The 23059-nt window shown below is 67.3% G+C and carries 20 protein-coding genes; 10 read left to right on the forward strand and 10 right to left on the reverse strand.

Translation table 11 applies throughout. The annotated features are described in order from the left end of the window. Positions 1–167 precede the first annotated feature (167 nt). Together U742_RS0118030 and U742_RS0118035 are read left to right on the forward strand one after the other, a co-directional pair. Positions 168–395 carry a hypothetical protein gene (locus U742_RS0118030; RefSeq protein ID WP_029355540.1) on the forward strand — a complete coding sequence of 76 codons (228 nt, stop codon included), beginning with the start codon at positions 168–170 and terminating at the stop codon, positions 393–395. A 255-nt stretch (positions 396–650) separates the two neighbouring features. Continuing rightward, positions 651–872, forward strand: a complete 222-nt coding sequence (locus tag U742_RS0118035; RefSeq protein WP_029355542.1) for a hypothetical protein — start codon at positions 651–653, stop codon at positions 870–872. A gap of 342 nt (positions 873–1214) precedes the next feature. On the opposite strand, the gene U742_RS0118040 is transcribed toward U742_RS0118035, so the two are convergent. Further along, entirely contained in the window at positions 1215–2114 is a 900-nt protein-coding gene (locus U742_RS0118040) for a LysR substrate-binding domain-containing protein (RefSeq protein WP_029355544.1), read from the reverse strand. Positions 2115–2237: 123 nt separating this feature from the next. Between U742_RS0118040 and U742_RS0118045 the strand changes: the two genes are divergently transcribed. Then, positions 2238–3707 (forward strand): catalase, encoded by a 1470-nt coding sequence (locus U742_RS0118045; RefSeq protein ID WP_029355546.1) that lies wholly within the window; start codon positions 2238–2240, stop codon positions 3705–3707. A gap of 142 nt (positions 3708–3849) precedes the next feature. Here U742_RS0118045 and U742_RS0118050 read toward each other — a convergent pair whose 3' ends face one another. Beyond that, positions 3850–4542 carry an aquaporin gene (locus U742_RS0118050; protein WP_029355547.1) on the reverse strand — a complete coding sequence of 231 codons (693 nt, stop codon included), beginning with the start codon at positions 4540–4542 and terminating at the stop codon, positions 3850–3852. A gap of 142 nt (positions 4543–4684) precedes the next feature. Between U742_RS0118050 and U742_RS0118055 the strand changes: the two genes are divergently transcribed. Beyond that, entirely contained in the window at positions 4685–6568 is a 1884-nt protein-coding gene (locus tag U742_RS0118055) for an ABC-F family ATP-binding cassette domain-containing protein (protein WP_029355548.1), read from the forward strand. Between the two features lie 303 nt (positions 6569–6871). On the opposite strand, the gene U742_RS0118060 is transcribed toward U742_RS0118055, so the two are convergent. The 3 genes from U742_RS0118060 to U742_RS0118070 form a co-directional block, all read right to left on the reverse strand. After that, a complete protein-coding gene (locus U742_RS0118060; RefSeq protein ID WP_051661308.1) occupies positions 6872–8074 on the reverse strand; it encodes a porin in 1203 nt (400 codons plus the stop codon). 338 nt (positions 8075–8412) lie between these two features. Then, positions 8413–8862, reverse strand: coding sequence for a DNA polymerase III subunit chi (locus tag U742_RS0118065; protein WP_029355553.1), 450 nt, complete (start codon positions 8860–8862; stop codon positions 8413–8415). Between the two features lie 65 nt (positions 8863–8927). Then, entirely contained in the window at positions 8928–10421 is a 1494-nt protein-coding gene (locus tag U742_RS0118070) for a leucyl aminopeptidase (RefSeq protein WP_029355555.1), read from the reverse strand. A 201-nt stretch (positions 10422–10622) separates the two neighbouring features. On the opposite strand from U742_RS0118070, the gene lptF reads away from it, so the two are divergent. The 6 genes from lptF to rsmA all read left to right on the forward strand — a co-directional run bounded on the left by lptF (position 10623) and on the right by rsmA (position 18467). Then, positions 10623–11783 (forward strand): LPS export ABC transporter permease LptF, encoded by a 1161-nt coding sequence (gene lptF / locus U742_RS0118075; protein WP_248310412.1) that lies wholly within the window; start codon positions 10623–10625, stop codon positions 11781–11783. A 39-nt stretch (positions 11784–11822) separates the two neighbouring features. Continuing rightward, positions 11823–12908 carry an LPS export ABC transporter permease LptG gene (gene lptG / locus U742_RS0118080; RefSeq protein ID WP_029355559.1) on the forward strand — a complete coding sequence of 362 codons (1086 nt, stop codon included), beginning with the start codon at positions 11823–11825 and terminating at the stop codon, positions 12906–12908. A gap of 98 nt (positions 12909–13006) precedes the next feature. Beyond that, positions 13007–15442 (forward strand): LPS-assembly protein LptD, encoded by a 2436-nt coding sequence (locus U742_RS0118085; protein ID WP_248310413.1) that lies wholly within the window; start codon positions 13007–13009, stop codon positions 15440–15442. Between the two features lie 85 nt (positions 15443–15527). Next, positions 15528–16565 carry a SurA N-terminal domain-containing protein gene (locus tag U742_RS0118090; protein ID WP_248310414.1) on the forward strand — a complete coding sequence of 346 codons (1038 nt, stop codon included), beginning with the start codon at positions 15528–15530 and terminating at the stop codon, positions 16563–16565. 4 nt (positions 16566–16569) lie between these two features. After that, positions 16570–17586, forward strand: coding sequence for a 4-hydroxythreonine-4-phosphate dehydrogenase PdxA (gene pdxA / locus U742_RS0118095; RefSeq protein ID WP_029355566.1), 1017 nt, complete (start codon positions 16570–16572; stop codon positions 17584–17586). Then, on the forward strand, positions 17583–18467 hold the full coding sequence (rsmA, locus tag U742_RS0118100) for a 16S rRNA (adenine(1518)-N(6)/adenine(1519)-N(6))-dimethyltransferase RsmA (RefSeq protein WP_029355568.1): 885 nt from the start codon (positions 17583–17585) through the stop codon (positions 18465–18467). Before pdxA ends, rsmA begins: the two co-directional genes overlap by 4 nt. Here rsmA and gmk read toward each other — a convergent pair. From gmk to U742_RS0118125, 5 genes are all read right to left on the reverse strand, one after another. Beyond that, positions 18442–19146: a guanylate kinase gene (gene gmk / locus U742_RS0118105; RefSeq protein WP_029355569.1), complete on the reverse strand. Its 705-nt coding sequence runs from the start codon at positions 19144–19146 to the stop codon at positions 18442–18444. The two genes, rsmA and gmk, sit on opposite strands and share 26 nt — an antisense overlap. A gap of 5 nt (positions 19147–19151) precedes the next feature. Next, positions 19152–20039, reverse strand: coding sequence for a YicC/YloC family endoribonuclease (locus U742_RS0118110; RefSeq protein WP_029355571.1), 888 nt, complete (start codon positions 20037–20039; stop codon positions 19152–19154). 103 nt (positions 20040–20142) lie between these two features. Continuing rightward, the gene (gene mltG / locus U742_RS22240; protein ID WP_051661309.1) at positions 20143–21327 is read right to left on the reverse strand and encodes an endolytic transglycosylase MltG; all 1185 of its coding nucleotides are present in this window, start codon (positions 21325–21327) and stop codon (positions 20143–20145) included. A 123-nt stretch (positions 21328–21450) separates the two neighbouring features. After that, positions 21451–22713 (reverse strand): beta-ketoacyl-ACP synthase II, encoded by a 1263-nt coding sequence (gene fabF, locus U742_RS0118120; RefSeq protein ID WP_029355573.1) that lies wholly within the window; start codon positions 22711–22713, stop codon positions 21451–21453. A gap of 76 nt (positions 22714–22789) precedes the next feature. Beyond that, positions 22790–23026: an acyl carrier protein gene (locus U742_RS0118125; RefSeq protein WP_029355575.1), complete on the reverse strand. Its 237-nt coding sequence runs from the start codon at positions 23024–23026 to the stop codon at positions 22790–22792. Positions 23027–23059: the final 33 nt, after the last annotated feature.

The following is a 23059-nucleotide window of genomic DNA, read 5'->3' on the forward strand; positions in this document are numbered from 1 at the left end:
GCGCGGCTTATAGCGACGCCCTCCAGTCACGGCAAGATGATCGCCCTACCCCGCGACCGTCCTTGGACGGCAAACGTTCGCACCTAGATGAACGGCAGAAAACAGGCGGTTCAGGCGGCGTTCCGGGGCGCCGCGTAAAACGCCGCCACGCTGAGATCGAGGTGACCATGTCCAAACCGTTCCTGATCGGCGCCGCAGGCGTCGTCGCCCTCGCCGCGGTGGCGGCGCTGCCGCAGATGTCCACGGCCGCTGCGACCGGCAGCGCGTCGGCTCCGCCCGCTGTCTTCCAGGCTGATGCCGACGGGTATCGCACCTGTTTCGTGAAGCATCGCGTGGTGTTCAAGACGGACGGCCCCGCCCGCCAGGCCGTGACGACCTGCGTTACCGACCGATAGGGCGCCGATCACGACGAGATGATCGCGCAAATAGTTGCCGACATCTTGGAACCAATTCGAAGCTCCCCACGTTATCGGGGTGAAATGAATGAATGAAAGATGAACGGCGGCGTTCTCGATTGTTCATCGGACTGAACGCCCGACAACGGACGGTTCAGACTTGGTTCGGGCCGAATAGTAGAGATTGCGAGTATGGCGCTTAAATAATCGCCGACGGACCAACCCGTCGGCAGAAAGCCGACAGGGGACGTGACGATGATCAAGACGGTGGTTGTGAGCGCGATTGTTACGGCTGTGTGCGTGACGGCTCTGTTTGCCGGCGCCGCTTCCGCGACCGGGTTCCTCCGTCGCCAGGCGCAAGTGGCCGATGTCGCTGCGCCGCTCGCGGCCGAATTCGCCGGCGATTGCGTGGTGCAGTCGCGCTGGGTGAACAGCGGCGGCCGCATGATCCAGATCGAGCGTCCGGTCTGCTACTGAGTTTCGTGGCGAAGGCCACACAGGAATAGGCTCGCGGCATCCCCACTCCCCCAAGCCCCACGCGAGCCCATAGGCCCCGGCTCCTCCCCCCAAAGGAGCCGGGGCATTTTCTTTGTCGCCCCTCATTTCTACTCGGACGAACATGCGAATACACATGAACGCGGCGCAACGGCGCGTTCAGTTCCGGTTCTGCCGGGCGGAGATAGAAAGAAAGCACGCTTCCCAAAGAAGCCTATCGAAACGCATCTTCGGGTTCGCCGACCCCCGACGCTGCGATGCCCCGGCCGCCGGATGAGGTTCTTCCGGCGCCGGGGTTTTTCGTTTCCGGCGCTCGGAAAGACCTCAGGCGGCCGCAGGCGCTCGGCAGGCGCGCACAACGCTTGCCAGCGCCTCGACATCGGCCCGGCGCGGCGCGGAACGACGCCAGACGAGACCGACCTCCCGCTTCGGGGCGGGGTCCGGAAAGCGCAGCAGCCGCACCCGCGGATCGGCCGCGCCGTCGGCCTCGACGAACAGCTCCGGCAGCAGCGTGACCCCCTGCCCGTTGGCGACCAACTGCACGATGGTGGTGAGGCTGGTCGCGCCATAGCTGCGCAGGCGGCGCGGATCGAGACTGGCGCACACCTTCAGCGCCTGGTCGCGCAGGCAGTGCCCGTCCTCCAGCAGCAGGAGATCGTCGCGGTTCAGCAGTTCTTGGCGGTCCGTCTCAGGAAGGTCGCGCGCGTCGGCGGGCACGGCGAGCAGGAAAGCGTCGTCGAACAGCGGCAGGCTCGCGCAGTCGGCATGCTCTACGGGCAGGCTGAGCATGGCGACATCGAGTTCGCCGGCCATCAGCTCGGCGATCAGCAGATCGGTCTGGGATTCGCGCAGACTGAGCTCGAGTTTGGGATGGCTCCGCCGCAGCGCCGGCAGCAGCCGCGGCAGCAGGAACGGGGCGACCGAGGGGATGATGCCGAGCCGCAGGCGCCCCTCCAGCACGCGGCCATGCGCAGCGGCAGCCGCCTCGATATCCCCGACCGCCAGCAGAATCGCCTTGCCGCGCGCCGCCACCTCCTCGCCGGCAGCAGTGAGCCTGACGCCGTCACGCCGCCGCTCCACAAGGGCCACGCCGAGATGCTCCTCCAGTTCACGAATCTGCATGGAGAGGGCGGGCTGGGTGATGGCGCAAGTTTCCGCCGCCCGGCCGAAATGCCGCGTCCTTTCAAGCGCTTCGAGATAGCGGAGCTGGCGCAGGGAGATCATGCGATAAGAATACCTTATCGATACATGGAAGCAATCTGATTTGCGCTTATGGAAGATGGACCCTCAAATGCCCCTAGCGTGGCCAGGCTGGGGACAGCGGTCGCGCCACGAGGGAGATTCCGCATGACCCGTCCGACGCTGACGACAACCGCCGGCGCGCCGATCGCCGACAACCAGAACTCGATCACCGCCGGGGCGCGCGGCCCGGTGCTGCTGCAGGATTACCAGCTCATCGAGAAGTTGGCGCACCAGAACCGCGAGCGAATCCCGGAGCGCGTGGTGCACGCCAAGGGGTGGGGTGCCTATGGCACGCTGAGCATCACCAGCGACATCACCCGCTACAGCCGCGCCAAGCTGTTTGCGCAGGTCGGCAAGCAGACGCCGCTGCTGCTGCGCTTCTCCACCGTGGCCGGCGAGCTCGGCGCGGCGGATGCCGAGCGGGACGTGCGCGGCTTCGCGCTCAAGTTCTACACCGAGGACGGCAACTGGGATCTCGTCGGCAACAACACGCCGGTGTTCTTCGTCCGCGACCCGCTGAAGTTCCCGGACTTCATCCACACGCAGAAGCGCCACCCGAGGACCAATCTGCGCTCGCCGACGGCGATGTGGGATTTCTGGTCGCTCTCGCCGGAGAGCCTGCATCAGGTGACGATCCTCTTCTCGGACCGCGGCCTGCCGACGGACGTGCGGCACATGAACGGCTACGGCTCGCACACCTATTCCTTCCTGAACGCCGACAACGAGCGCTTCTGGGTGAAGTTCCACTTCAAGACCCAGCAGGGACATCGCTTCTGGACCAACGGGGAAGCCGCCGACGTGGTCGGGCGCACCCGCGAGTCGACGCAGGAGGACCTCTTCTATTCGATCGAGAACGGCGACTTCCCGAAGTGGAACGTCTTCGTGCAGGTGATGCCGGAGACCGATGCGGACAAGACGCCCTACAACCCGTTCGACCTCACCAAGGTCTGGCCGCATGGCGACTACCCGCTGATCGAGGTCGGCGTGCTGGAGCTGAACCGCAACGCGGAGAACTATTTCGCCGAGATCGAACAGGCCGCCTTCTCGCCCTCGAACATCGTGCCAGGCATCGGATTCTCGCCGGACAAGATGCTGCAGGCGCGCGTGTTCTCCTATGCCGACGCCCACCGCTATCGCCTCGGCACGCATTACGAGGCCCTGCCGGTGAACGCGCCGCGCTGTCCCGTGCACCACTACCACAAGGACGGCGCCATGCGGTTCTTCGAGCCGAAGACCGGCACTCCGGATGCCTATTACGAGCCGAACTCGTTCAACGGCCCGGCGCAGAATCCGGCCGTCGCGGAGCCGCCGCTGAAGATTTCCGGCGACGCCGACCGCTACGATCACCGCGTTGGCAATGACGACTACACCCAGCCGGGCAATCTTTTCCGCCTGCTCAGCGAGCCGGAGCGCGAGCGGCTGATGGACAACATCGTCGCGTCGATGGGCGGCGTGCCGGAAGAGATCCTGCGCCGCCAGATCGCGCATTTCTACAAGGCCGATCCGCGCTACGGCGAGGGCGTGGCGGGTCGCCTCGGACTTGCGCTCGACGGCGCGTCGATCGCCGCCGAGTGAAGAATGAACGGCCGTGAGATCGATCGGCCGTTCAATTATGGCGGCCCCGGTTGCAAGCCCCCCCGTGACCGAGCCGACATGGGCGGGCGGCGGCAGACTCCGCCGCCCGTTCCAAGCTCCGGAAGAAACCCGGTGCCGGACCTTACGATTCCAGCACCTTGTTCTTGAACAGCAGGCCGGCGAGGAAAGCGCCGATCGGCGGTACGATAATGAACAGCCAGACCTGCGCCAGCGCCTTGCCGCCCACGAACAGGGCCGGGCCGAAGCTGCGGGCCGGGTTCAGCGAAGCGCCCGAGACCGGCACGAAGGCCAGATGGCAGATGAACAGCGTCAGGCCGATGGCGAGGCCCGCGACCGGGGTGATGCCGGCCTTGCTGGTCGAGCCGAGGATGACCACCAGGAAGATGAAGGTGGCCACCAGTTCGGCGATGAGCGCCGCGCCGAGGCCGAAGCCCCCGCCATAACCCTCGCCCCAGCCGTTCTGGCCGAGACCGGCGGCGGCGATGTCATAGCCGCCGAGCTTGCCGGCGAGAATGACATAGAGGATCAGCGTGCCGGCGATCGCGCCGAGGAACTGCGCAATGATGTAGCCGGGCAGTTCCGAGGTCGGCAGGCGGCCAGCCGCCCAGACGCCGATGGTGACCGCCGGATTGATGTGGCAGCCGGACACGTGCCCGATGCCGTAGGCCATGGCCGTGACGGAGAGGCCGAACGCCAGGCCGATCGGCAGGATGCCAAGCGGCATGGAACCGCCGAAGCCGCCCAGGGCGATCGAGCCGCAGCCGATGAGCACCAATACCGCGGTGCCGATGAACTCAGCGACATATTTCTTCATGGAAGTATCCCCCAACCAGCCGCGACCGAATCGCGACGCTTAACGGCAGCATAGTAGAGCACAAACGATATCGCGCTTGTGATGTCGGCCGCCGTGCGGCACCGGCCTTGCCCCGCGCGCGCCCGCGCGGCAAAAGACGCGCATGATCGTATTTGACGACATTTCGCTGCGCCTCGCCGGGCGGCTGCTAATCGACCACGCCTCGGCCGCGCTGCCGGAAGGCGCGCGCATCGGCCTTGTCGGGCGCAATGGCACCGGCAAGACGACGCTGTTCCGCGCCATCACCGGCGAACTCCCGCTCGAGAGCGGTGAGATCCGCCTGCCCAGCCGCGCGCGCATCGGCCAGGTCGCCCAGGAGGCGCCGGCCGGCCCGGAGAGCCTGATCGAGGTGGTGCTCGCCGCCGACACCGAGCGCGCGGCGCTGATGGGCGAGCGCGAGACCGCGGACGATCCCGCGCGCATCGCCGAGATCGAGCTGCGCCTCGCCGATATCGACGCGCATTCCGCACCGGCCCGCGCCGCGCGCATTCTGGCGGGGCTCGGCTTCAGCGAGGAGGCGCAGCACCGCGCCTGTGCAGAATTCTCCGGCGGCTGGCGCATGCGCGTCGCGCTCGCCGCAATCCTGTTCGCCGAGCCCGACCTGCTGCTGCTCGACGAGCCCACCAACTATCTCGACCTCGAAGGCACGCTGTGGCTGCAGGACTATCTCGCCCACTATCCCCACACCGTGATCATCGTCAGCCATGACCGCGAGCTGCTGAACGAGTCGGTCGGCTTCATCCTGCATCTCGACCGCGGCAAGCTCACGCTGTGGCGCGGCGGCTATGATTCCTTCGAGCGGCAGCGGCGCGAGAAGCTGGTGCTCGACCAGAAGCAGCGCTCGAAGCAGGAAGCCCAGCGCAAGCACATGGAGGCCTTCGTCGCCCGCTTCCGCGCCAAGGCGACCAAGGCGCGGCAGGCGCAGTCCCGCCTCAAGGCGCTGGCGCGGCTGGAGCCCCTCGCGGAGATTCCCGGCGAGGAGGCGGCGGCCATCTCGATCCGCCACCCCGAGCGCATCCCCTCCCCGCCGATCATCGCGCTCGACGGCGTCTCGACCGGCTATGACCCGGCACGGCCGGTGCTGCGCAACCTCAATCTGCGCATCGACCATGACGACCGCATCGCCCTACTGGGGCCGAACGGCAACGGCAAATCGACCTTCGCCAAGCTGATCGCCGACCGGCTGGCGCCGCAGGGCGGGCGCGTCGTGCGCGCCGGCGGGCTCGAGGTCGCCTATCTCGCCCAGCATCAGCTCGACGAGCTGGTCGCTGAGGACAGCGTGGTCCAGCATGTCCGCCGGCTCATGCCCGATGCGCCGGAGGCCAAGGTGCGCAGCCGCGCCGCCGAGATGGGCTTCTCCGGCACCGCCGCCGACACCAGGATCGCCGCATTGTCGGGCGGCGAGAAGGCGCGGCTTCTGCTTGGGCTCGCGGCTTTTCGCGGTCCGCACCTGCTGATCCTCGACGAGCCGACCAACCATCTCGACATCGCGGCGCGGCAGGCGCTGACCGAGGCCATCAACGACTTTCCCGGCGCGGTGATCCTGGTCAGCCACGACCGCACCCTGCTGGATGCCTGCGCGGAGCGGCTCTGGCTGGTCGCCGACGGGACGGTGAAGCCGTTCGAGGGGGACCTCGACGATTATCGCCGGCTGGTCCTCGCGCGGCCTTCCTCGGATCGCGGAAGCAACGGGGCGCGCCCGGATGTCCGCGAACGTGCGCAGGAGCGGCGCAACGCGGCCGACCGCCGGGCGGAGCTGGCGCCGCTGCGCCGCAAGCTGAAGGACGCCGAGACCGCCGTGGAACGGCTGGAACGGCAGATCGCCGAGCTCGACGGAAAGCTGGCCGATGGCGGGCTCTATGGGCGCGATCCGGCGGCGGCGAGCAAGCTCGCGCGCCAGCGCAGCGAAACGGCCGAAGCTCTTGCAAGAGCAGAAGAAAGCTGGCTCACGCTGTCGGCCGAGCTCGACGAGGCCAACGCCGGCTGAGCGTGGCGTTCGGCATCCGGTCAGGCGTCCTATGCGGCTCCGCCCCGATTCATGACAAGCGCTGCGGCGCTACACGCTGCGCGGCCACGAAAGAGCGCACGGGGCGCGCCGGCTCGAGCCCGCGGCGAGCCGGAATGCCGGGTATCCGACCTCGTCAGCCACGATCGGGTGGCGCGGGCGATGAAGCTGCCATAGCACCATCGGCGCATTCGCATGCAGCCGCTTCTTCGGTTGCCGCGCCCGACACGCAAACAAAAAGCCCCGGCTTGCGCCGGGGCTTTCCGTATTCCGATCTCGAAGAGATCAGAACTTGCGGGCGGCTTCAAACATGAAGCGGTCCGAGGTGACCTTGTCGTCCGGGATGTCGAAGCCGTAGTCGAGCTGCTCCTCGATACGGTCGTACTGCAGGACGAGGGTCAGACCCTTGACCGGCTGCCAGCCGATGTTGACCGCGAGGCTGTAGGCCTCGTAGTCGTCGCCGCTGAAGTACACATCGTCAGCCTGACCGTAGCTGCCGACGAACGACGTGAACACGGTGGGGGTCCAGTAGTGACGGATACCACCGCCGACGTACCAGGCGTCGACCGAGTCGCCATAGGCGTTGACGTCATACAGCGAGAACGCAGCGCCGAGGCCGGTGTAGCCGATAGCGCCCTGCGAATACACGCCTTTCAAGTAGAGCGTGGTGGTCTCGGCGAAGTCGAACTTCACGCCGGCCAGAACGGCCCAGCCGAAGTCGTCGCTCGCGTCCTGACCGACCGGCTCCTGGCTGAGGTCGTGCAGCGCGCCGGCCAGCTTGGCAGCGCCCCAGGTGCCTTCATAGGTCAGGTTGGCGACGATATCCGGAACCTGCTGACCGATGTCGTTGTCGTACACGTCGGTGTAGTTGCCCGAACGCTCATAGGCATCTTCCAGCGAGATGGTGGCCGAGAAGCCGTTGCCGAAGTCAGCCGTGTAAGCGATCTGGTTCGGGGTGTAATCCGAGTAGAAGAAGCCCGGATCGATACCCTCGTAGAAGTCGCCGGCCCAGAAGTCGAAGGCCGAGGTCGCCTTACCGAAGGTGAAGCCCGCGAACTGGATGTAGGCGTACTTCAGCTGGACGTTGTTGCCCGAGATGCCGGTGGAATACGGGGCATCATAGGCGCGGGAATAGGTCCAGCGCGCTTCGATGTACGAACGCAGCGTGCCGTACTCGGTCTGCGTGCGGGCGTCGAGCTGGAGCGCCGCGCGGGTCGCGAAGTAGGACTCGGTGTCGCTGTGGTCGTAGTCTTCGGTGCCGTAGTCGAACTTCACGCGCTGAACGTAGAAGTCAGCCTTGATGTAGCCGCCGACCTTCAGGCAGGTGTCGGTACCCGGGATATAGTAGAAGCCGGCGCCGTAGGTGGAGCAGACCTTCACATATTCCGCGGCCTTCGCCTTCACAGGCAGATCGGCCGCCGCAGCAGTCCCGACCATCGCAAGCCCGGCGACCGAGCCGAGCAGCAAGTTCTTCATGACCGTCTTCACTTCATTCTCCCCCAAATTGGACCAATGTTGGGTTTTCAGTTGTCAGGACCCACCGCACGCGAGCACGGCATCCACGGAGGATATTGTTTGAATCGATGGGCCGGCGCAAAGCCAAAGTGGCCCGTAAAGGCTTGGCAGGGCTATTCCGCAGGGAAGTGTTGCGCTCGGGTCACAATCCTGTGCGGCACCCGAGTATATCCGGCAGCACCCGCATGGGGCGCCGCATCCGTGTGTTAAAAATGACCTAATGCGGACCGCAAAACGGCGAAATTTTCGAGCTTCCGCAGCCCTTTGCCGTGATCGGAAGCCGGTCGCCCGCTGACCGGCCCGCCCTCGCCTCACTTCTGCTGGCGCCAGCGGCCATCCTCGCCCTGCTGCCAATAGGCCACGACGTGGCCGGCGCGGGTGGCGGCGCGCCAGTTCTCGCGCGCACGGTCCAACTGGTCGGGATCGGCCCCGTCGAAGAGGTGAATCACCCGCGCATAGGCGCCGGAACCGGGGAGCGGCGATTCATCTATAAGGAATCGCACCTGCGCATCGTTCGGATTGCCCTCACCGGTGGTGAGGAGAATCGGCTGCAGGGCCACGTCCTCGCCACGGTCGGTGCCATGCGGCAGGAAGGACGCGTCGTCATAGGTCCACAGGTGCTGGTCGAGCGCGTCGACACGCTCCGGCGACGAGGCCTGCACCACGCAGCGCCAGCCACGCTCGAGGCATTTCTCCAGAAGCTGCGGCAGCACCCGTTCAAGGGGCTGTCGCTGCAGATGGTAGAAGAAGACCTCGGTCATCGCCCGCCCCAAGCGGCCCTACGCCGTGCCGCCGTCCTCGCGACAGCGGAACGGCGGATCCGGCCTCAGTCCTCGTAGTGCTCCGCCACCATATGGTCGAGCAGGCGCACGCCCCAGCCCGAACCCCAGCTACGGTTGAAGTCGGTGCTCGGCGAGGACATGCCGACGCCGGCGATGTCGAGATGCGCCCACGGCACCTCGCCGACGAATCGCTGCAGGAACTGCGCGGCGGTGATCGAGCCGCCGAATCGGCCGCCGGTATTCTTCATGTCGGCGAACTTCGAATCGACCAGCTTGTCGTATTCGGGCGAGAGCGGCATGCGCCACACCTTCTCCCCGGTCGCGAGGCCGGCCTCGGCAAGCCGCGTCGAGAGCAGATCGTCATTGGAGAACAGGCCGGCATGCTCGGTGCCGAGCGCCACCATGATGGCGCCGGTCAGGGTGGCGAGATCGACCATGAAGCGCGGCTTGAAGCGCTCCTTGGCGTACCAGAGCACGTCGCCGAGCACGAGCCGGCCCTCGGCATCGGTGTTGATGATCTCGATGGTCTGGCCGGACATCGAGGTGACGATGTCGCCGGGGCGCTGCGCGTTGCCGTCCGGCATGTTCTCGACAATGCCGATCAGGCCGACGGCGTTCACCTTCGCCTTGCGCGAGGCGAGAGCATGCATCAGCCCGACGACGCAGGCCGCACCCGCCATGTCGCCCTTCATGTCCTCCATGCCGGCGGCCTGCTTGATCGAGATGCCGCCGGTGTCGAAGACGACGCCCTTGCCGATGAAGGCGACCGGCGCGTCGTCGGACTTCGAGCCGTTCCAGCGCATGACGACGACGCGGCTCTCCTGCTCCGAGCCCTGACCGACGCCGAGCAGGGCGCGCATGCCGAGCTTCCGGAGCTCCTTCTCGCCCAGAACCTCGACATCGACGCCGACCTTCTTCAAGGCTTCGGTGCGATCGGCGAATTCGGGCGGCGTCAACACGTTCGCGGGCTCATTGACGAGATCGCGCGCGAGGACGACGCCCTCGCCGACCCCCTCGCGCTTCTTCCAGGCCCGCTTGGCCGCCGCCTCGTCCGCGACAAAGAGCGTGACCTTCGGCTTGGCGGCCTGCTCGTCCGGCTTCTTCTTCGTCTTGTAGCGATCGAAGGAATAGGCGCGCAGGCGCATGCCGAGGGCGAACTCGGCGGCGGCATCGGCCGACACCTCGATGCCGGGCAGCGCCAGCACCACCGCGACGTCCTTCGCCGCGGAGGGCAGCCGGCCCATCACAGAGCCGCCGAGCTTCAGCCAGTCGAACGCCTTCAGCTCCGCCGCCTTGCCGACCCCGGCGACGATCAGGCGCTGCACGGCCAATCCGGCCGGTGCCAAGAGATCCAGCGCGCTGCCGCTCTTGCCCTCGAAACGCTCGGCCGCCGCCGCCCGCGTCAACAGATCACCGGCAGGCACGAGGAAAGATTCGGCCGCTGCCCCCAAAGTGACGCCTTCAGCCGCGAGAAGGACGACGATGCCGGCCGGCGCGGCCGGAAACTTCGCGAAGCTGAGCTTGATGGAATCGGACATCGTCACGCACCCTAGTGTTTGCCTGCGGCTCGGTTGGCGCATCTTTAGCCGAACGAGGGGACGCCGACGAGAGCATGGCCGCCCTTTCTGCGCATCGTGATGAATTGCGCGCGGCCGCCGGGCCGCCTATTGATCCTCAGCTATGGCGGGCAAGGCAGCGAGGCGGCGGGAAGGCCGGCATAGGACCGTGAGACGCGCTCAATGATCACCCGGCTCGACCGCTACGTATTCCGCACGGCCATCACCGCCTTCATCGGCACGCTCGTCGTGCTCACCGCGATGATCTGGATCACCCAGGCCCTGCGCGAGCTCGACATCATGACCACCCAGGGCCAGACGATCCTCGCTTTCGTGTTCATCACCAGCCTGGCGCTGCCGGCACTGATCATGGCGCTGGCGCCGGCCGCGCTGTTCATGGCGGTCGCCCACACGCTGTTCAAGATGAACGGCGATTCCGAGATCGTGGTGGCGAGCGCGGCGGGCATCTCGACATGGCGCTTCCTGCGCCCGCTGGTCTTCCTCGCGCTGTTCGTCGCGGCGGCGTGCACCCTGCTGTCGCTGGAGGTGGTGCCGGCCGCGATGCGCCAGTTCCGCTATGAGATATCGCGCGTGCGCGCGGACGTGGTCGCCTTCATCGCCCAGCCGGGCCGCTTCACCACCGTCGCCGACGGCATGGTCTTCAACGTGCGCGAGCGCAATGCCAGCGGCGTGCTGGGCGGGATTTTCATCAACGACTCGCGCAGCCCCAACGAGGTCAGCACCTATCTCGCCGATCGCGGCCAGATCGTCGACACCGACGAGGGCACCTTCCTTATTCTTGAGGACGGCGCGATCCACCGCCGCTCGCCAGGCAAGACCGACAGCAACGTGGTCGAGTTCGAGCGCTACGCCTTCGACCTCTCGCCGTTCTCGAACAGCCAGGACGGGCCGACGCTGCGCGCGCCCGAGCTCTCCTTCCGCCAGTTGCTCAACCCGAATGTCGAGGACCCCTCCTACAAGCGCGACCCGGGCCGATTCGCCGAGGAGATTCACCGGCGCCTGTCGCTGCCGCTCTATGTGCTCGCCTTCTTCGGGATCGCCGTGGCGGCGCTGGCCGAGCCGCGCACCACACGCGAGAGCCGCGGCCTTGCGCTCGCCGGCACGATTCCTTGGGTGGTGGCGCTGCAGGTGACGAGCTTCGGCCTCATCAACCAGGTCCGCCACAATGCCGACCTCATTCCGCTCGTCTATGCGATCCCGATCGCCGTGCTGATCGGCAGCGCGATCGTGCTCTCCGGGCGCTTCAAGCCGCGCATGCCGCAGCGGGTGGGACGCTTCTTCGACGACATGGCGCAGCGCGTGGTGCGCGCGACGGTGAACTGAGCCGGTCATGACCCGATTGAGACCTGACGGGGTTCTCCCGTGATCGGACGCACGCTCGGCTGGTACTTCGGACGCCGGTTCCTGTTCTCGGTGCTCGGCATCTTCGTCGGCTGCGCCTTCCTGATCATGCTCGTGGATTTCCTCGAGATGAGCCGGCGCGTCGGCGAGCGCGACGTCGACACCAGTTCGCTGGCGCTGCTGATCGTCTACCGCATCCCCTTCTTCACCGAGCAGCTCCTGCCCTTCGCCGTGCTGATCGGGGCGATCGGCACCTTCCTGACGCTGTCGCGGCGGCTCGAGCTGGTGGTGGCGCGCGCGGCCGGCATATCGGCGTGGCAGTTCATCGCGCCGGCGGCGATCATCGCGCTGATCCTCGGCGCCCTCTCCACCGCCTTCTACAATCCTATCTCCGCCGAGTTCAAAGAGCGGGCGAACCGGATGGAGGCGGAGATCTTCAACCGCCAGACCGGCCTGTTCGCGATGTCGAGCACCGGGTTCTGGATCCGCCAGCAGAGCATCGACGGCCAAGCGATCATCCAGGCCGGCGCCAAGGATGATGGCGGGCGGCGGCTGTCCGGCGTCACCGTCTTCGTGTTCGATCCCAGCGGCAAATTGACCGAGCGCATCGAGGCGCGCAGCGCCCGTCTCATCGAGGGCGCCTGGGAGCTGCAGGACGTGAAGGTGCTGACCCCGACCATCGGCGTCCAGCCCTATGACACCTACATGGTCGCCACCAATCTGACGCCGAATCAGGTCGAGGACACGCTGCAGAGCGAGACTGTGTCCTTTTGGGACCTCCCCGGCGCAATCGACGCCGCGACCCGCGTCGGCTTCGGCGCGGAGCGTTACAAGCTGCAGTATCAGAGTCTTCTCGCAAGACCCTTGCTGCTACTAGCTATGGTACTCATTGCCGCCTCGCTGAGCCTGCGCGTGTTCCGTTTCGGGGGCATCGGCCAGACGATTCTCGGTGGCGTCGCCGCCGGCTTTCTGCTTTATGTGTCGACCAAGCTCGCCGAGGATCTCGGGGAGGCGGGGATTGTTCATCCCTTTATGGCAGCGTGGTTTCCAGCAGTCGTTGGGGCATTGGTGGGGGTGCTCATCCTGCTTCACCGGGAGGACGGATGAAGGTCGGCAGCGTATACGCCGGCCAAGCGAAACGGGGGAAGCCGCGACGCTCCGGCGGTCGTGGTGGTTTCGCTTGTTGGCTGTTCCCGACGGTCCTTTTGACCGCGCTGGGCTCGTGCGTCCTGGCGCCGGATGCCTATGCGCAGGCGGTCGGCGGAACGCCCACCGTTGACAGCGGCATCGGGCATTTCGAGGCCGATAACACGAAGAGCAGCGGCTCGAGCGCGATCGCCAGCGAGATGCTCGGCGCGCGCAAGCCCGACCCCAACGCCAAGATGCTCGTGACCGCCGACGAGCTCGTCTACGACTACCGCAATGACGAGGTCTCGGCCGTCGGCAACGTCCAGATCTATTACGACGGCGCGGTGCTGCAGGCGAACCGCGTGGTCTATGAGCGCGGCAACAAGAAGTTGCGCGCCGAGGGCAATGTCCGGTTGAAGGACCGCGACGGCAAGATCATCACCGCCGACAACCTCAACCTGTCGGAGGATTTCACCACCGGCTTCGTGAATTCCCTGCGCATCGACACGCCAGACAAGATGCATTTCGTGGCGGCGCAGGCCGAACGCTCGGGCGGCGACACCACCACGCTGACCAACGGCGCCTACACGCCGTGCGAACCCTGTAAGGAGAATCCCCAGAGACCGCCGCTCTGGCAGGTCAAGGCGCAGAAGATCATCCACAAAGAAAAGGAGCAGATGATCTACTTCCAGAATGCCACCTTCGAGTTCCTCGGCATTCCGATCGCCTGGGCGCCCTACATGGAGGCGCCCGACCCGAGCGTTAAGCGCAAGTCCGGCTTCCTGATCCCGCAGTTCATCAGCACCAGCGAGATCGGCACCGGGATGACCATCCCGTATTTCTGGAACATCGCGCCCAACATGGACGTGACGTTCTCGCCGCTGATCACCAGCAAGCAGGGCGTGATGTTCGACGCCGAGTTCCGCCACCGGCTGGACACCGGCGTCTACAGCATCCGCGCCGCCGGCATCCGGCAGCAGGACAAGGGCGCGTTCTGGGACACCAACAGCGGCCAGCCGGACCCGACTCCGGGCTATCGCGACGACCGCGGGCTCGTGGAGACGCACGGCCAGTTCAACATCAACAAGCAGTGGTACTGGGGCTGGGACGGCTATCTGATGTCCGACCAGACCTTCATGCAGGACTACGACCTCGTTAATACGAACGTGAAGGACGTCACGTCCCAGATCTATCTCGTCGGCCAGGGCGACCGCAGCTATTTCGACGCGCGGGTCCAGTACTTCCAGGGCCTGACGGAATATGACGATCAGGACCAGATGCCGGTCGTCCACCCGGTGATCGACTACAGCAAGGTGCTGAACCAGTCGGTGTTCGGCGGCCAGTTCAGCTATGATTTCAACCTGATCAGCCTGACCCGCGAGGAAGCCGACCTCCGCGCCACCTCGGCCGCCTTCGTGGTGGGCTGGCCGATCAACGGCGCCACCAACGAGTGCAACCTCGCCCTTGCGACCAACCCGTCCAAGGACTGCCTGATGCGCGGCATGGCGGGCACCTATACCCGCCTGTCGGGCGAGGCGAACTGGAAGCGCACGCTGATCGACGACGCCGGCCAGATGTGGACGCCGTTCGTCAACCTGCGCGTCGACGTCGCCTCGGTGGAGCCGACCCAGGCGGACATCCCCTGGCTCTACGGCAACAATGAGAGCCTGATCCGCGCCATGCCGGCGATGGGCCTGGAATATCGCTACCCGTTCATCTCCGTGCACAATTGGGGCACGCAGACGATCGAGCCGATCGCGCAGATCATCGTCCGGCCGGACGAGACCGACATCGGCAAGTTCCCGAACGAGGACGCGCAGAGCCTCGTGTTCGACGACACCAACCTGTTCTCGATCAGCAAGTACTCGGGCTATGACCGGGTCGAGGGCGGCACCCGCGCCAATGTCGGCGTGCAGTACACGGCCGACCTCAACCGCAGCGGCATCGTGAACGCGCTGTTCGGCCAGTCCTATCACCTCGCCGGCAAGAACTCCTTCGCCTATTACGACATGGCCAATACCGGCGCGGAATCCGGCCTCGAGACGGACACGTCGGACTATGTCGCGCGTCTGTACTACGCGCCGAACAAGGACCTCTCGCTGACCAGCCGCTTCCGCTTCGACAATGACGACATGTCGGTGCAGCGCTTCGAGGTCGAGGGTCGCACGACCATCAACAAGCTGACCCTGAACGCCATCTACGGCATGTACGAGCCGCAGCCCGAGCTCGGCTATTACGACCGCCGCGAGGGCGTCTACGGGTCGGGCACCTACAAGATCAACGATCGCTGGGCGGTGCAGGGCGGCGCGCGCTACAATCTCGAGGCCGACGAGATCGACTACACGATGCTCGGCGTGAGCTATATCGACGATTGCTTCGGCATCTCGCTCGCTTATGTCGCGGACTATACCGAGAGCGGCAACCGCGAGCGGGTCGACAAGTTCCTGCTGACGATCAGCCTGCGCACCCTCGGCCAGGCCGGCTTCTCCACGAAGCTCGACAACAGCGAATAGTGTCCGGCGGCCAGCGCATCGCGTCGCATTGAAGCCACAAGCATCTCCCAAAGGTGCGGGGGATATGCCCGAGGCCTGACGTTGCGTGAGCGGCACCTGCCGCCGCGAGGAGGAGTTGATCACCATGCCTGCTATGGGCGGGATAAGCGCCGCGACATCGGCACGGAAACCCAATGCGACGACGCCGGGCCGCCGGTCCGTCCGCGCCTTCGTGATCGCCTCGGCGCTGGCACTGTCGGCTCTGGCGGTTGCCGGTACGGCGCCGGCTCACGCGCAGCAGATCTTGGTCATGGTCCAGGGTGAGCCCATCACCTCGTTCGACGTCGCCCAGCGCATCAAGATGGTCCAGCTCACCGAGCGGCGCTCGCTCAACCAGAAGCAGGCGCTCGACGAGCTGATCGACGAGCGGCTCAAGATCTTCACCGCCGACCGCTACGGCGTGGCGCTCGACGATGCCGACCTGAACAAGATGTTCGCCACCATGGCGAGCAGGTCCGGCCGCACTTCCGACCAGCTCAGCCAGGCGCTGGCGCAGTCGGGCGTCAGCTCGGCGGCGATGAAGAAGAAGATGCGCGCCGACTATGTATGGAACAATTACGTGCGCGGCCGCTTCGGCTCGGCCACCTCGGTCCGCGACACCGACGTGTTCGCCGCGCTCGGCGCCAAGGGCACCGACACCACCCAGGCGCAGCGCACCACGGAATACACGATCCGCCAGATCGTGCTGGTGGTCTCGCGCACCGCGCCGCCCGCGACCCGCTCGCAGCGCCTCTCGGAGGCCAATGCGCTGCGCGGGCGCTTCAACGACTGCGACAGCGGCATCGAGGCGGCCCGCGCCATGCGCGAGGTCGTGGTGCGCGACCCCGTCATCCGCACCAGCGCCGACATCTCCGCGCCGCTGCGCAAGCTGCTGAACGACACCCCCATCGGACGCACCACGCCGCCGGAAGTGACGCAGGCCGGCGTCGAGCTGGTGGCGATCTGCAACAAGCGCGAGGTGATCGGCGACAGCGCCGAGAAGCGCGAGGTGCGCGACCAGCTCCAGGCCAAGCAGTTCGAGGCGCAGTCCAAGCGCCTGCTCGAGGAAGCCCGCAAGACCGCCCTCATCGAATATCGCCGCTGACGCCATGGCGCCGTCTTCCTGCGCCCTGGCGCTTTCGCTCGGCGAGCCGGCCGGCATCGGCCCCGATATCGCGCTGATGGCCTGGCACCGGCGCGAATCGAACGCCCTCCCCGCCTTCTTCATCACCGGCGACGCCGCCTGCCTGGAGCGCCGCGCCGTCCTGCTTGGTCTCCCGACCCCGATCGCGCCCTGCGCGCCGGAGGAGGCGCCCTCGCTGTTCGGGCGGACCCTGCCGGTCGTCTCCGCCGGGGCGCTCGCGACAGCCGCCCCGGGCAGGCCCGACGCCACCAGCGCCGAGGCCGCGCGGGCGGCCATCGACCACGCCGTCGCCTGCGTGCAGCGAGGCGTCGCGGCGGCGCTCGTCACCAATCCCATCGCCAAGGCGGTGATGTATGGCGGCGGCTTCACCTTTCCCGGCCATACGGAATATCTCGCGCATCTCTCCGGCGACCCGACGCTGCGGCCGGTGATGATGCTGTGGTCGCCGGAGCTTGCCGTGGTGCCGGCGACGATCCACGTCCCGCTCGCCGAGGTGCCGCGCCTGCTCACCCGTGAGCTGCTGGTCGAGACCGGACGGATCACCGCGCGCGACCTCGCGCGGCGCTTCGGCGTCGCCCGGCCCCGCCTCGTCTTCTGCGGCCTCAACCCGCATGCCGGCGAGGACGGCACCATCGGGCGGGAGGACGAGGAAGTGGTCCGCCCGGCCGTCGAGGCGCTATGCGCGGAGGGAACCGACGCGCGCGGGCCGGCGCCGGCGGACACGCTGTTCCATCCGGCGGCGCGCGCGACCTATGACGCGGTGATCGGCGCTTATCACGACCAGGTGCTCGGGCCGATCAAGACCATCGCTTTCGAGAGCGCGGTGAACGTCACGCTCGGCCTGCCTTTCGTGCGCACCTCGCCGGACCACGGCACCGCTTTCGACATCGCCGGCAGCGGCCGCGCCGACCCATCGAGCCTGATCGCCGCCTTGAGGCTGGCGCGGCGCCTCGCCGATGCCGATGCGGAGGGCGCGCGGTGAGCGCGATCGACGACCTGCCGCCCTTGCGCGAGGTCATCCGCACGCATGGCCTCTCCGCCCTCAAGTCGCTCGGCCAGAACTTCCTGCTCGACCTCAACCTGACCTCGCGCATCGCCCGCGCGGCGGGGGGGCTCGAGGGCGTCACGGTGATCGAGGTCGGGCCGGGCCCCGGCGGGCTCACGCGGGCGCTGCTGGCGCTCGGCGCGCGGCGGGTGGTGGCGATCGAGCGCGATTCGCGCTGCATCGCCGCCCTCGGCGAGGTCGCGGCGCATTATCCCGGCCGGCTCGATATCGTCGAGGGCGACGCGCTGGCGACCGACATGGGCGCACTGGTGCCGGAAGGCGGACCGGTGCGGGTTGTCGCCAACCTGCCCTACAATATCGCGACGCCGCTGCTGATCGGCTGGCTCTCCGCCGAGCCCTGGCCGCCCTGGTACGAGAGCCTGACGCTGATGTTCCAGCGCGAGGTCGCGGAACGCATCGTCGCGGCGCCGGGCGACGACGCCTATGGTCGGCTCGGGGTGCTCACCGGCTGGCGGGCGCAGGCGAAGATCGCCTTCGACGTCGCCCCCTCCGCCTTCGTGCCGCCGCCTAAGGTGACCTCATCCGTCGTGCACATCGTGCCGCGCCCCGCTCCCCTGCCCTGCGAAAGGCGGACGCTGGAGCGGGTCACCGAGGCCGCCTTCGGCCAGCGCCGCAAGATGCTGCGCCAGAGCCTCAAGAGCCTCGGCGTTGACACCGCCGCCCTGCTGGAGGCGACGGGCATCACCCCGACCGCGCGGGCGGAGGAGATCCCGGTCGAGGGTTTCGTCGCCCTCGCCAATGCCTGGGTGGCGCTGCGCGCCCGCCCGCCGGCTAGTCCGCCTTCTCCGGCGCGGTGAGCGCGGCGAGCTCCTTGTCCAGCCGGGCGATGATCGGCGGCAGGCCGAGCTGGCGCTCGCGGCGCAGCCGCTCTGCGGCGAGGATGTTCACCAGGGCATGGAAGGTCGTGTCGAGGTCCTGATTGACCAGCACGTAGTCGTATTCCTGCCAGTGCTCGATCTCGATCCGGGCGTTCTTCAGCCGCTTCTCGATCACGCCGGAGGCGTCCTCGGCGCGGCGCTCCAGCCGCGTCTTCAGCTCGCTCGCCGAGGGCGGCAGGATGAACACGCCGACGATGTCGCTGCGCACCTTCTCATAGAGCTGCAGCGTGCCCTGATAGTCGATGTCGAACAGCACGTCCTTGCCGGCCTTGAGCGCCTCGTCGACCGGCTCGCGCGGCGTGCCGTAGAAATTGCCGTGCACCTCGGCCCATTCGAGCAGGTCGCCGGTATCGCGCATGCGCTCGAAGCGCTCGCGGGTCAGGAAGTGATAGTGGATGCCGTCGACCTCGCTCGGGCGCCGCCCGCGCGTCGTCACCGAGACGGAGAGGTGCATCTCGGGATGCTCCTTCAGCAGCAGTTGGGCGAGCGTCGACTTGCCCGCCCCCGAAGGCGAGGACAGCACCAGCATGAGCCCGCGCCGGGCAATGGCGATCTCGGTCTTCGCCGGGCTCTTGGCAGGATTCTTGGCCGCGTTCATGCGCCTCACTCGATGTTCTGGACCTGCTCGCGGAACTGCTCGACGACGCTCTTCAATTCGAGGCCGATGGCGGTGAGCGAGACGTCATTCGCCTTGGAGCACAGCGTGTTGGTCTCCCGATTGAATTCCTGCGAGAGGAAATCCAGCTTGCGGCCGACCGCGCCGCTCTCGGCGATCATCGCCCGGGCGGCCGCCACATGGGCGACCAGCCGGTCGAGCTCCTCGCGCACATCGACCTTGGAGGCGATGAGGATCGCCTCCTGATGCAGCCGGTCGGCATCGAAACTGGCCCCCGTGTCGAGCAGGTTGCGGATCTGGTCGGCGAGCTTTGCTCTGATCGCCTCGGGCTTGCGCGCCGGGCAATGCTCGGCGGCGGCGGTGAGCCGGGCGATCTCGTCGAGCCGGCCGGCGAGCACCGCCGCCAGCGCCTCGCCTTCCGAGCGGCGCATGGCGGCGAGCTGGCCGAGCGCGATCTCGAATCCGGCGACGATGTCCTGCTCGGTCTGCCGGCGCTGCGCCTCGGTGTCCTCGGCCTCCGTCACCTCGATCACGCCCTTGATGCCGATCAGCGCATCCAGCGCCGGCGGCGGCGCGCCGATCTCGCCGGCGACGCGGCCGATCGAGCCGACCAGCGCGCGCAGCACATCTTCGTTCACCTGCACATGGACCGCGGAATCCGCACGGGTCATCGCCAGATTCGCGGTGACATTGCCGCGCGCCAGCTTGCGGGCCGCACCCTGGCGCAGCACCGGCTCGATGCCGTCCCAGCCGGCCGGCAGGCGAAGACGCAGGTCGAGCCCCTTGCCGTTGACCGACTTCAGCTCCCACGTCCAGCTCCATGCGCCGGAGATGCCGTGGCTCCGGGCGAAGCCGGTCATGCTGGTCAAGGCCATTGGAATCTCATCCCCCTGCCCGGTTTGGGCGGGCGGACCATAGCGGCCGGGCCGGACTGCCTCAAGACGCCGGCGGCCTTCGCGGCCGGCTATGTGGACGGCGTCAGTTGACGGTGGGAGGCTTCGGCGCACCGGGCTTGGCATTGGCTCCCGGCTTCGGCGCCGCTGCCGGAGCGGCAGGCGTCTCGGGGGCGACCAGCGCGGGCGTGGCGCCGGTGGTGCCGCTCGTGCCGGCGGCGGCCTGGGAGGGATCGTTCTTCTGATCCTTCTCGATCTGCCGCCAGCGGGTCACGTTCCGGTTGTGCTGGTCCAGCGTCTCGGCGAAGACATGGCCGCCGGTGCCGTCAGCGACGAAATAGAGGTCCTTGGTCTTGGCGGGCCTGGCGACCGCCTCCAGCGAAGCGCGGCCGGGATTGCCGATCGGGCCGGGGGGCAGCCCGTCGATGGCGTAGGTGTTGAACGCCGTCGGCGTGGTGATGTCGGTGCGGGTGATGGGACGTTCCAGACGCCCCTTGCCGAGCACCAGCCCGTAGATGATGGTCGGGTCGGACTGCAGCCGCATCTTCTTGTTGAGGCGGTTGACGAACACCGCGGCGACGCGGTCGCGCTCGCCCGGCACCGCCGTCTCCTTCTCCACGATAGAGGCGAGCACGACCAGTTCCTCGGGCGACTTCAGCGGCAGGTCGGGCGAGCGGGTCTCCCAGACCTCCTTCACGATCTTCTGCTGCTCACGCGCCATGCGGCGCAGCATGTCGTCGCGCGTGGTTCCGCGCGTGACCTTGTAGGTCTCGGGCAGCAGCGAGCCCTCGCGCGGCGGCTGCCGCACCGTGCCGGTGAGCACGTCGGCCTGGGCGAGCCGTTCGACGATCTGCTCGGAGGTCAGCCCTTCGGGGATGGTGACGGTGTATTCGACGACCTTGCCGGAGACGATGGTGTCGAGCACCTGCCGGGTCGAGGCCTCGCGGGCGAAGGTATATTCGCCGGCCTTCAGCTTGGCGGAGGCCCGGTTGCCCAGCGCCGCCGCGACGAACACCCATTTGTCGCGGATCACGCCCTTGTCGACGAGGATGTCCGCGATCTCGAGCGTGCCGGTCTGCTCCGGAATCACCACATTGGTGTCCTGCGCCAGCGGCCCGGGCGCCTCGTAGCGCGCCTTGCCGAGCCACAGCGCACCGCCGCCGATGACGATGGCCGCGAGCAGCAGCGTGAACAAGGCATTCCCGGCAATGATCAGCGGGTGGTGAGCGCGCCGGGAGTGGCGGGCATTTCTGGTACCGTCGTCGGTCATGAAGGGCCTCGCGTGACGAGCGCGGGCAGCGCAACGCGCAGGCAGACTAACGGCGAATGTGGCGAAAGCGGGAGCGACTGCCGCAAGGGGAGAAGGGCGGGCACGCTTCGTCCCGCCCCGTCGTCAGTTCGCGTAACGCCGGAAAACCAGCGAGGCGTTGGTGCCGCCGAAGCCGAAGGAGTTCGAGAGCACCGTATCGATGTTGCGCTCGCGCGGCGTGTGCGGCACCAGATCGATCGGCGTATCGACCGACGGATTGTCGAGATTGATCGTCGCGGGAGCGACCTGATCGCGAATCGCCAGCAGCGAGAAGATCGCCTCCACGGCGCCAGCGGCACCAAGCAGATGGCCGATCGCCGACTTGGTAGAGGACATCGAGACGCGCGCCGCGTTGTTGCCCAGCAGGCGCTGCACCGCCGCGAGCTCGATCGCGTCCGCCATGGTCGAGGTGCCGTGAGCGTTGATGTAGTCGATGTCGGCGGACGTGATGCCGGCGCGCTTCAACGCCGCCTGCATGCAGCGATAGGCGCCGTCGCCGTCCTCAGCCGGAGCGGTGATGTGATAGGCATCGCCCGACATGCCGTAGCCGACGACCTCGCCATAGATCTTGGCGCCGCGCGCGAGCGCGTGGTCGAGCGCCTCCACCACGACCACCCCGGCCCCCTCGCCCATCACGAAGCCGTCGCGGTCCCGGTCATACGGGCGCGAGGCCTTCTCGGGCGTATCGTTGTAGCTCGTCGAGAGTGCGCGGCAGGCGGCGAAGCCGGCCATGGCGAGCCGGTTGATCGGCGATTCTGTGCCGCCGGCGACCATCACGTCGGCATCCCCGAACGCCACCAGGCGCGCAGCGTCACCGATGGCATGTGCACCGGTCGAGCAGGCGGTGACCACCGCATGATTCGGCCCCTTGAGGCCGTGGGCGATGGAGACATAGCCGCCGGCGAGGTTGATCAGCCGGCCGGGAATGAAGAAAGGCGAGACGCGGCGCGGTCCCCGCTCCTGAAGCAGCAGGCTGGTCTCCGCGATGCCCTGCAGGCCGCCGATGCCGGAGCCGATGAGCACGCCGGTGGCGCACTGGTCGTCATAGGAGCTCGGATGCCAGCCGGCGTCGTCGAGCGCCTGCGTCGCCGCCGCCATGGCGTAGACGATGAACTCGTCGACCTTGCGCTGCTCCTTGGGCTCCATCCACTGATCGGGATTGAAGGAGCCGTCCGAACCATCGCCGCGCGGAATCTGGCAGGCGATCTTGGCCGGCAGATCGGAGACCTCGAAATTCTCGACGCGGCCTGCGCCGCTCTCGCCGGCCAGAAGCCGCTTCCACGTGGTCTCGACGCCGCATCCGAGCGGCGTCACCATGCCGAGGCCGGTGACGACGACGCGCCTCATCCGCTATCTCCGGAGCACTGGAACAAAGGGGCCAGCCGCGGCGGGAACCGGCGCCGCGGCGGCCCTGGCAGCCTGTTCAGGCCGCGTTCTTCTCAAGGAACTTGATGGCGTCGCCGACCGTCAGGATGGTCTCGGCGGCGTCGTCGGGGATCTCGCAGTTGAAGGCCTCTTCGAAGGCCATGACCAGCTCGACAGTGTCGAGGCTGTCCGCGCCGAGGTCGTCGATGAAGCTCGCATTCTCGGTGACCTTGTCGGGCTCGACGCCCAGGTGCTCGGCCACAATCTTCTTCACGCGCTCGGCAATATCGCTCATAGGTCCACCCTCGTCCGTATCCGGAGGTTCGCT

The organism is Allobosea sp. 117 (genome assembly GCF_000702305.1).
GTDB lineage: Bacteria > Pseudomonadota > Alphaproteobacteria > Rhizobiales > Xanthobacteraceae > Ancylobacter.

Coding starts and splice junctions, on each gene's coding strand:
- U742_RS0118030 (WP_029355540.1), top strand. CDS start 168: ATGTCCAAACCGTTCCTGATCGGCGCCGCAGGCGTCGTCGCCCTCGCC.
- U742_RS0118035 (WP_029355542.1), top strand. CDS start 651: ATGATCAAGACGGTGGTTGTGAGCGCGATTGTTACGGCTGTGTGCGTG.
- U742_RS0118040 (WP_029355544.1), bottom strand. CDS start 2,114: ATGATCTCCCTGCGCCAGCTCCGCTATCTCGAAGCGCTTGAAAGGACG.
- U742_RS0118045 (WP_029355546.1), top strand. CDS start 2,238: ATGACCCGTCCGACGCTGACGACAACCGCCGGCGCGCCGATCGCCGAC.
- U742_RS0118050 (WP_029355547.1), bottom strand. CDS start 4,542: ATGAAGAAATATGTCGCTGAGTTCATCGGCACCGCGGTATTGGTGCTC.
- U742_RS0118055 (WP_029355548.1), top strand. CDS start 4,685: ATGATCGTATTTGACGACATTTCGCTGCGCCTCGCCGGGCGGCTGCTA.
- U742_RS0118065 (WP_029355553.1), bottom strand. CDS start 8,862: ATGACCGAGGTCTTCTTCTACCATCTGCAGCGACAGCCCCTTGAACGG.
- U742_RS0118070 (WP_029355555.1), bottom strand. CDS start 10,421: ATGTCCGATTCCATCAAGCTCAGCTTCGCGAAGTTTCCGGCCGCGCCG.
- lptF (WP_248310412.1), top strand. CDS start 10,623: ATGATCACCCGGCTCGACCGCTACGTATTCCGCACGGCCATCACCGCC.
- pdxA (WP_029355566.1), top strand. CDS start 16,570: ATGGCGCCGTCTTCCTGCGCCCTGGCGCTTTCGCTCGGCGAGCCGGCC.
- gmk (WP_029355569.1), bottom strand. CDS start 19,146: ATGAACGCGGCCAAGAATCCTGCCAAGAGCCCGGCGAAGACCGAGATC.
- U742_RS0118110 (WP_029355571.1), bottom strand. CDS start 20,039: ATGGCCTTGACCAGCATGACCGGCTTCGCCCGGAGCCACGGCATCTCC.
- mltG (WP_051661309.1), bottom strand. CDS start 21,327: ATGACCGACGACGGTACCAGAAATGCCCGCCACTCCCGGCGCGCTCAC.
- fabF (WP_029355573.1), bottom strand. CDS start 22,713: ATGAGGCGCGTCGTCGTCACCGGCCTCGGCATGGTGACGCCGCTCGGA.
- U742_RS0118125 (WP_029355575.1), bottom strand. CDS start 23,026: ATGAGCGATATTGCCGAGCGCGTGAAGAAGATTGTGGCCGAGCACCTG.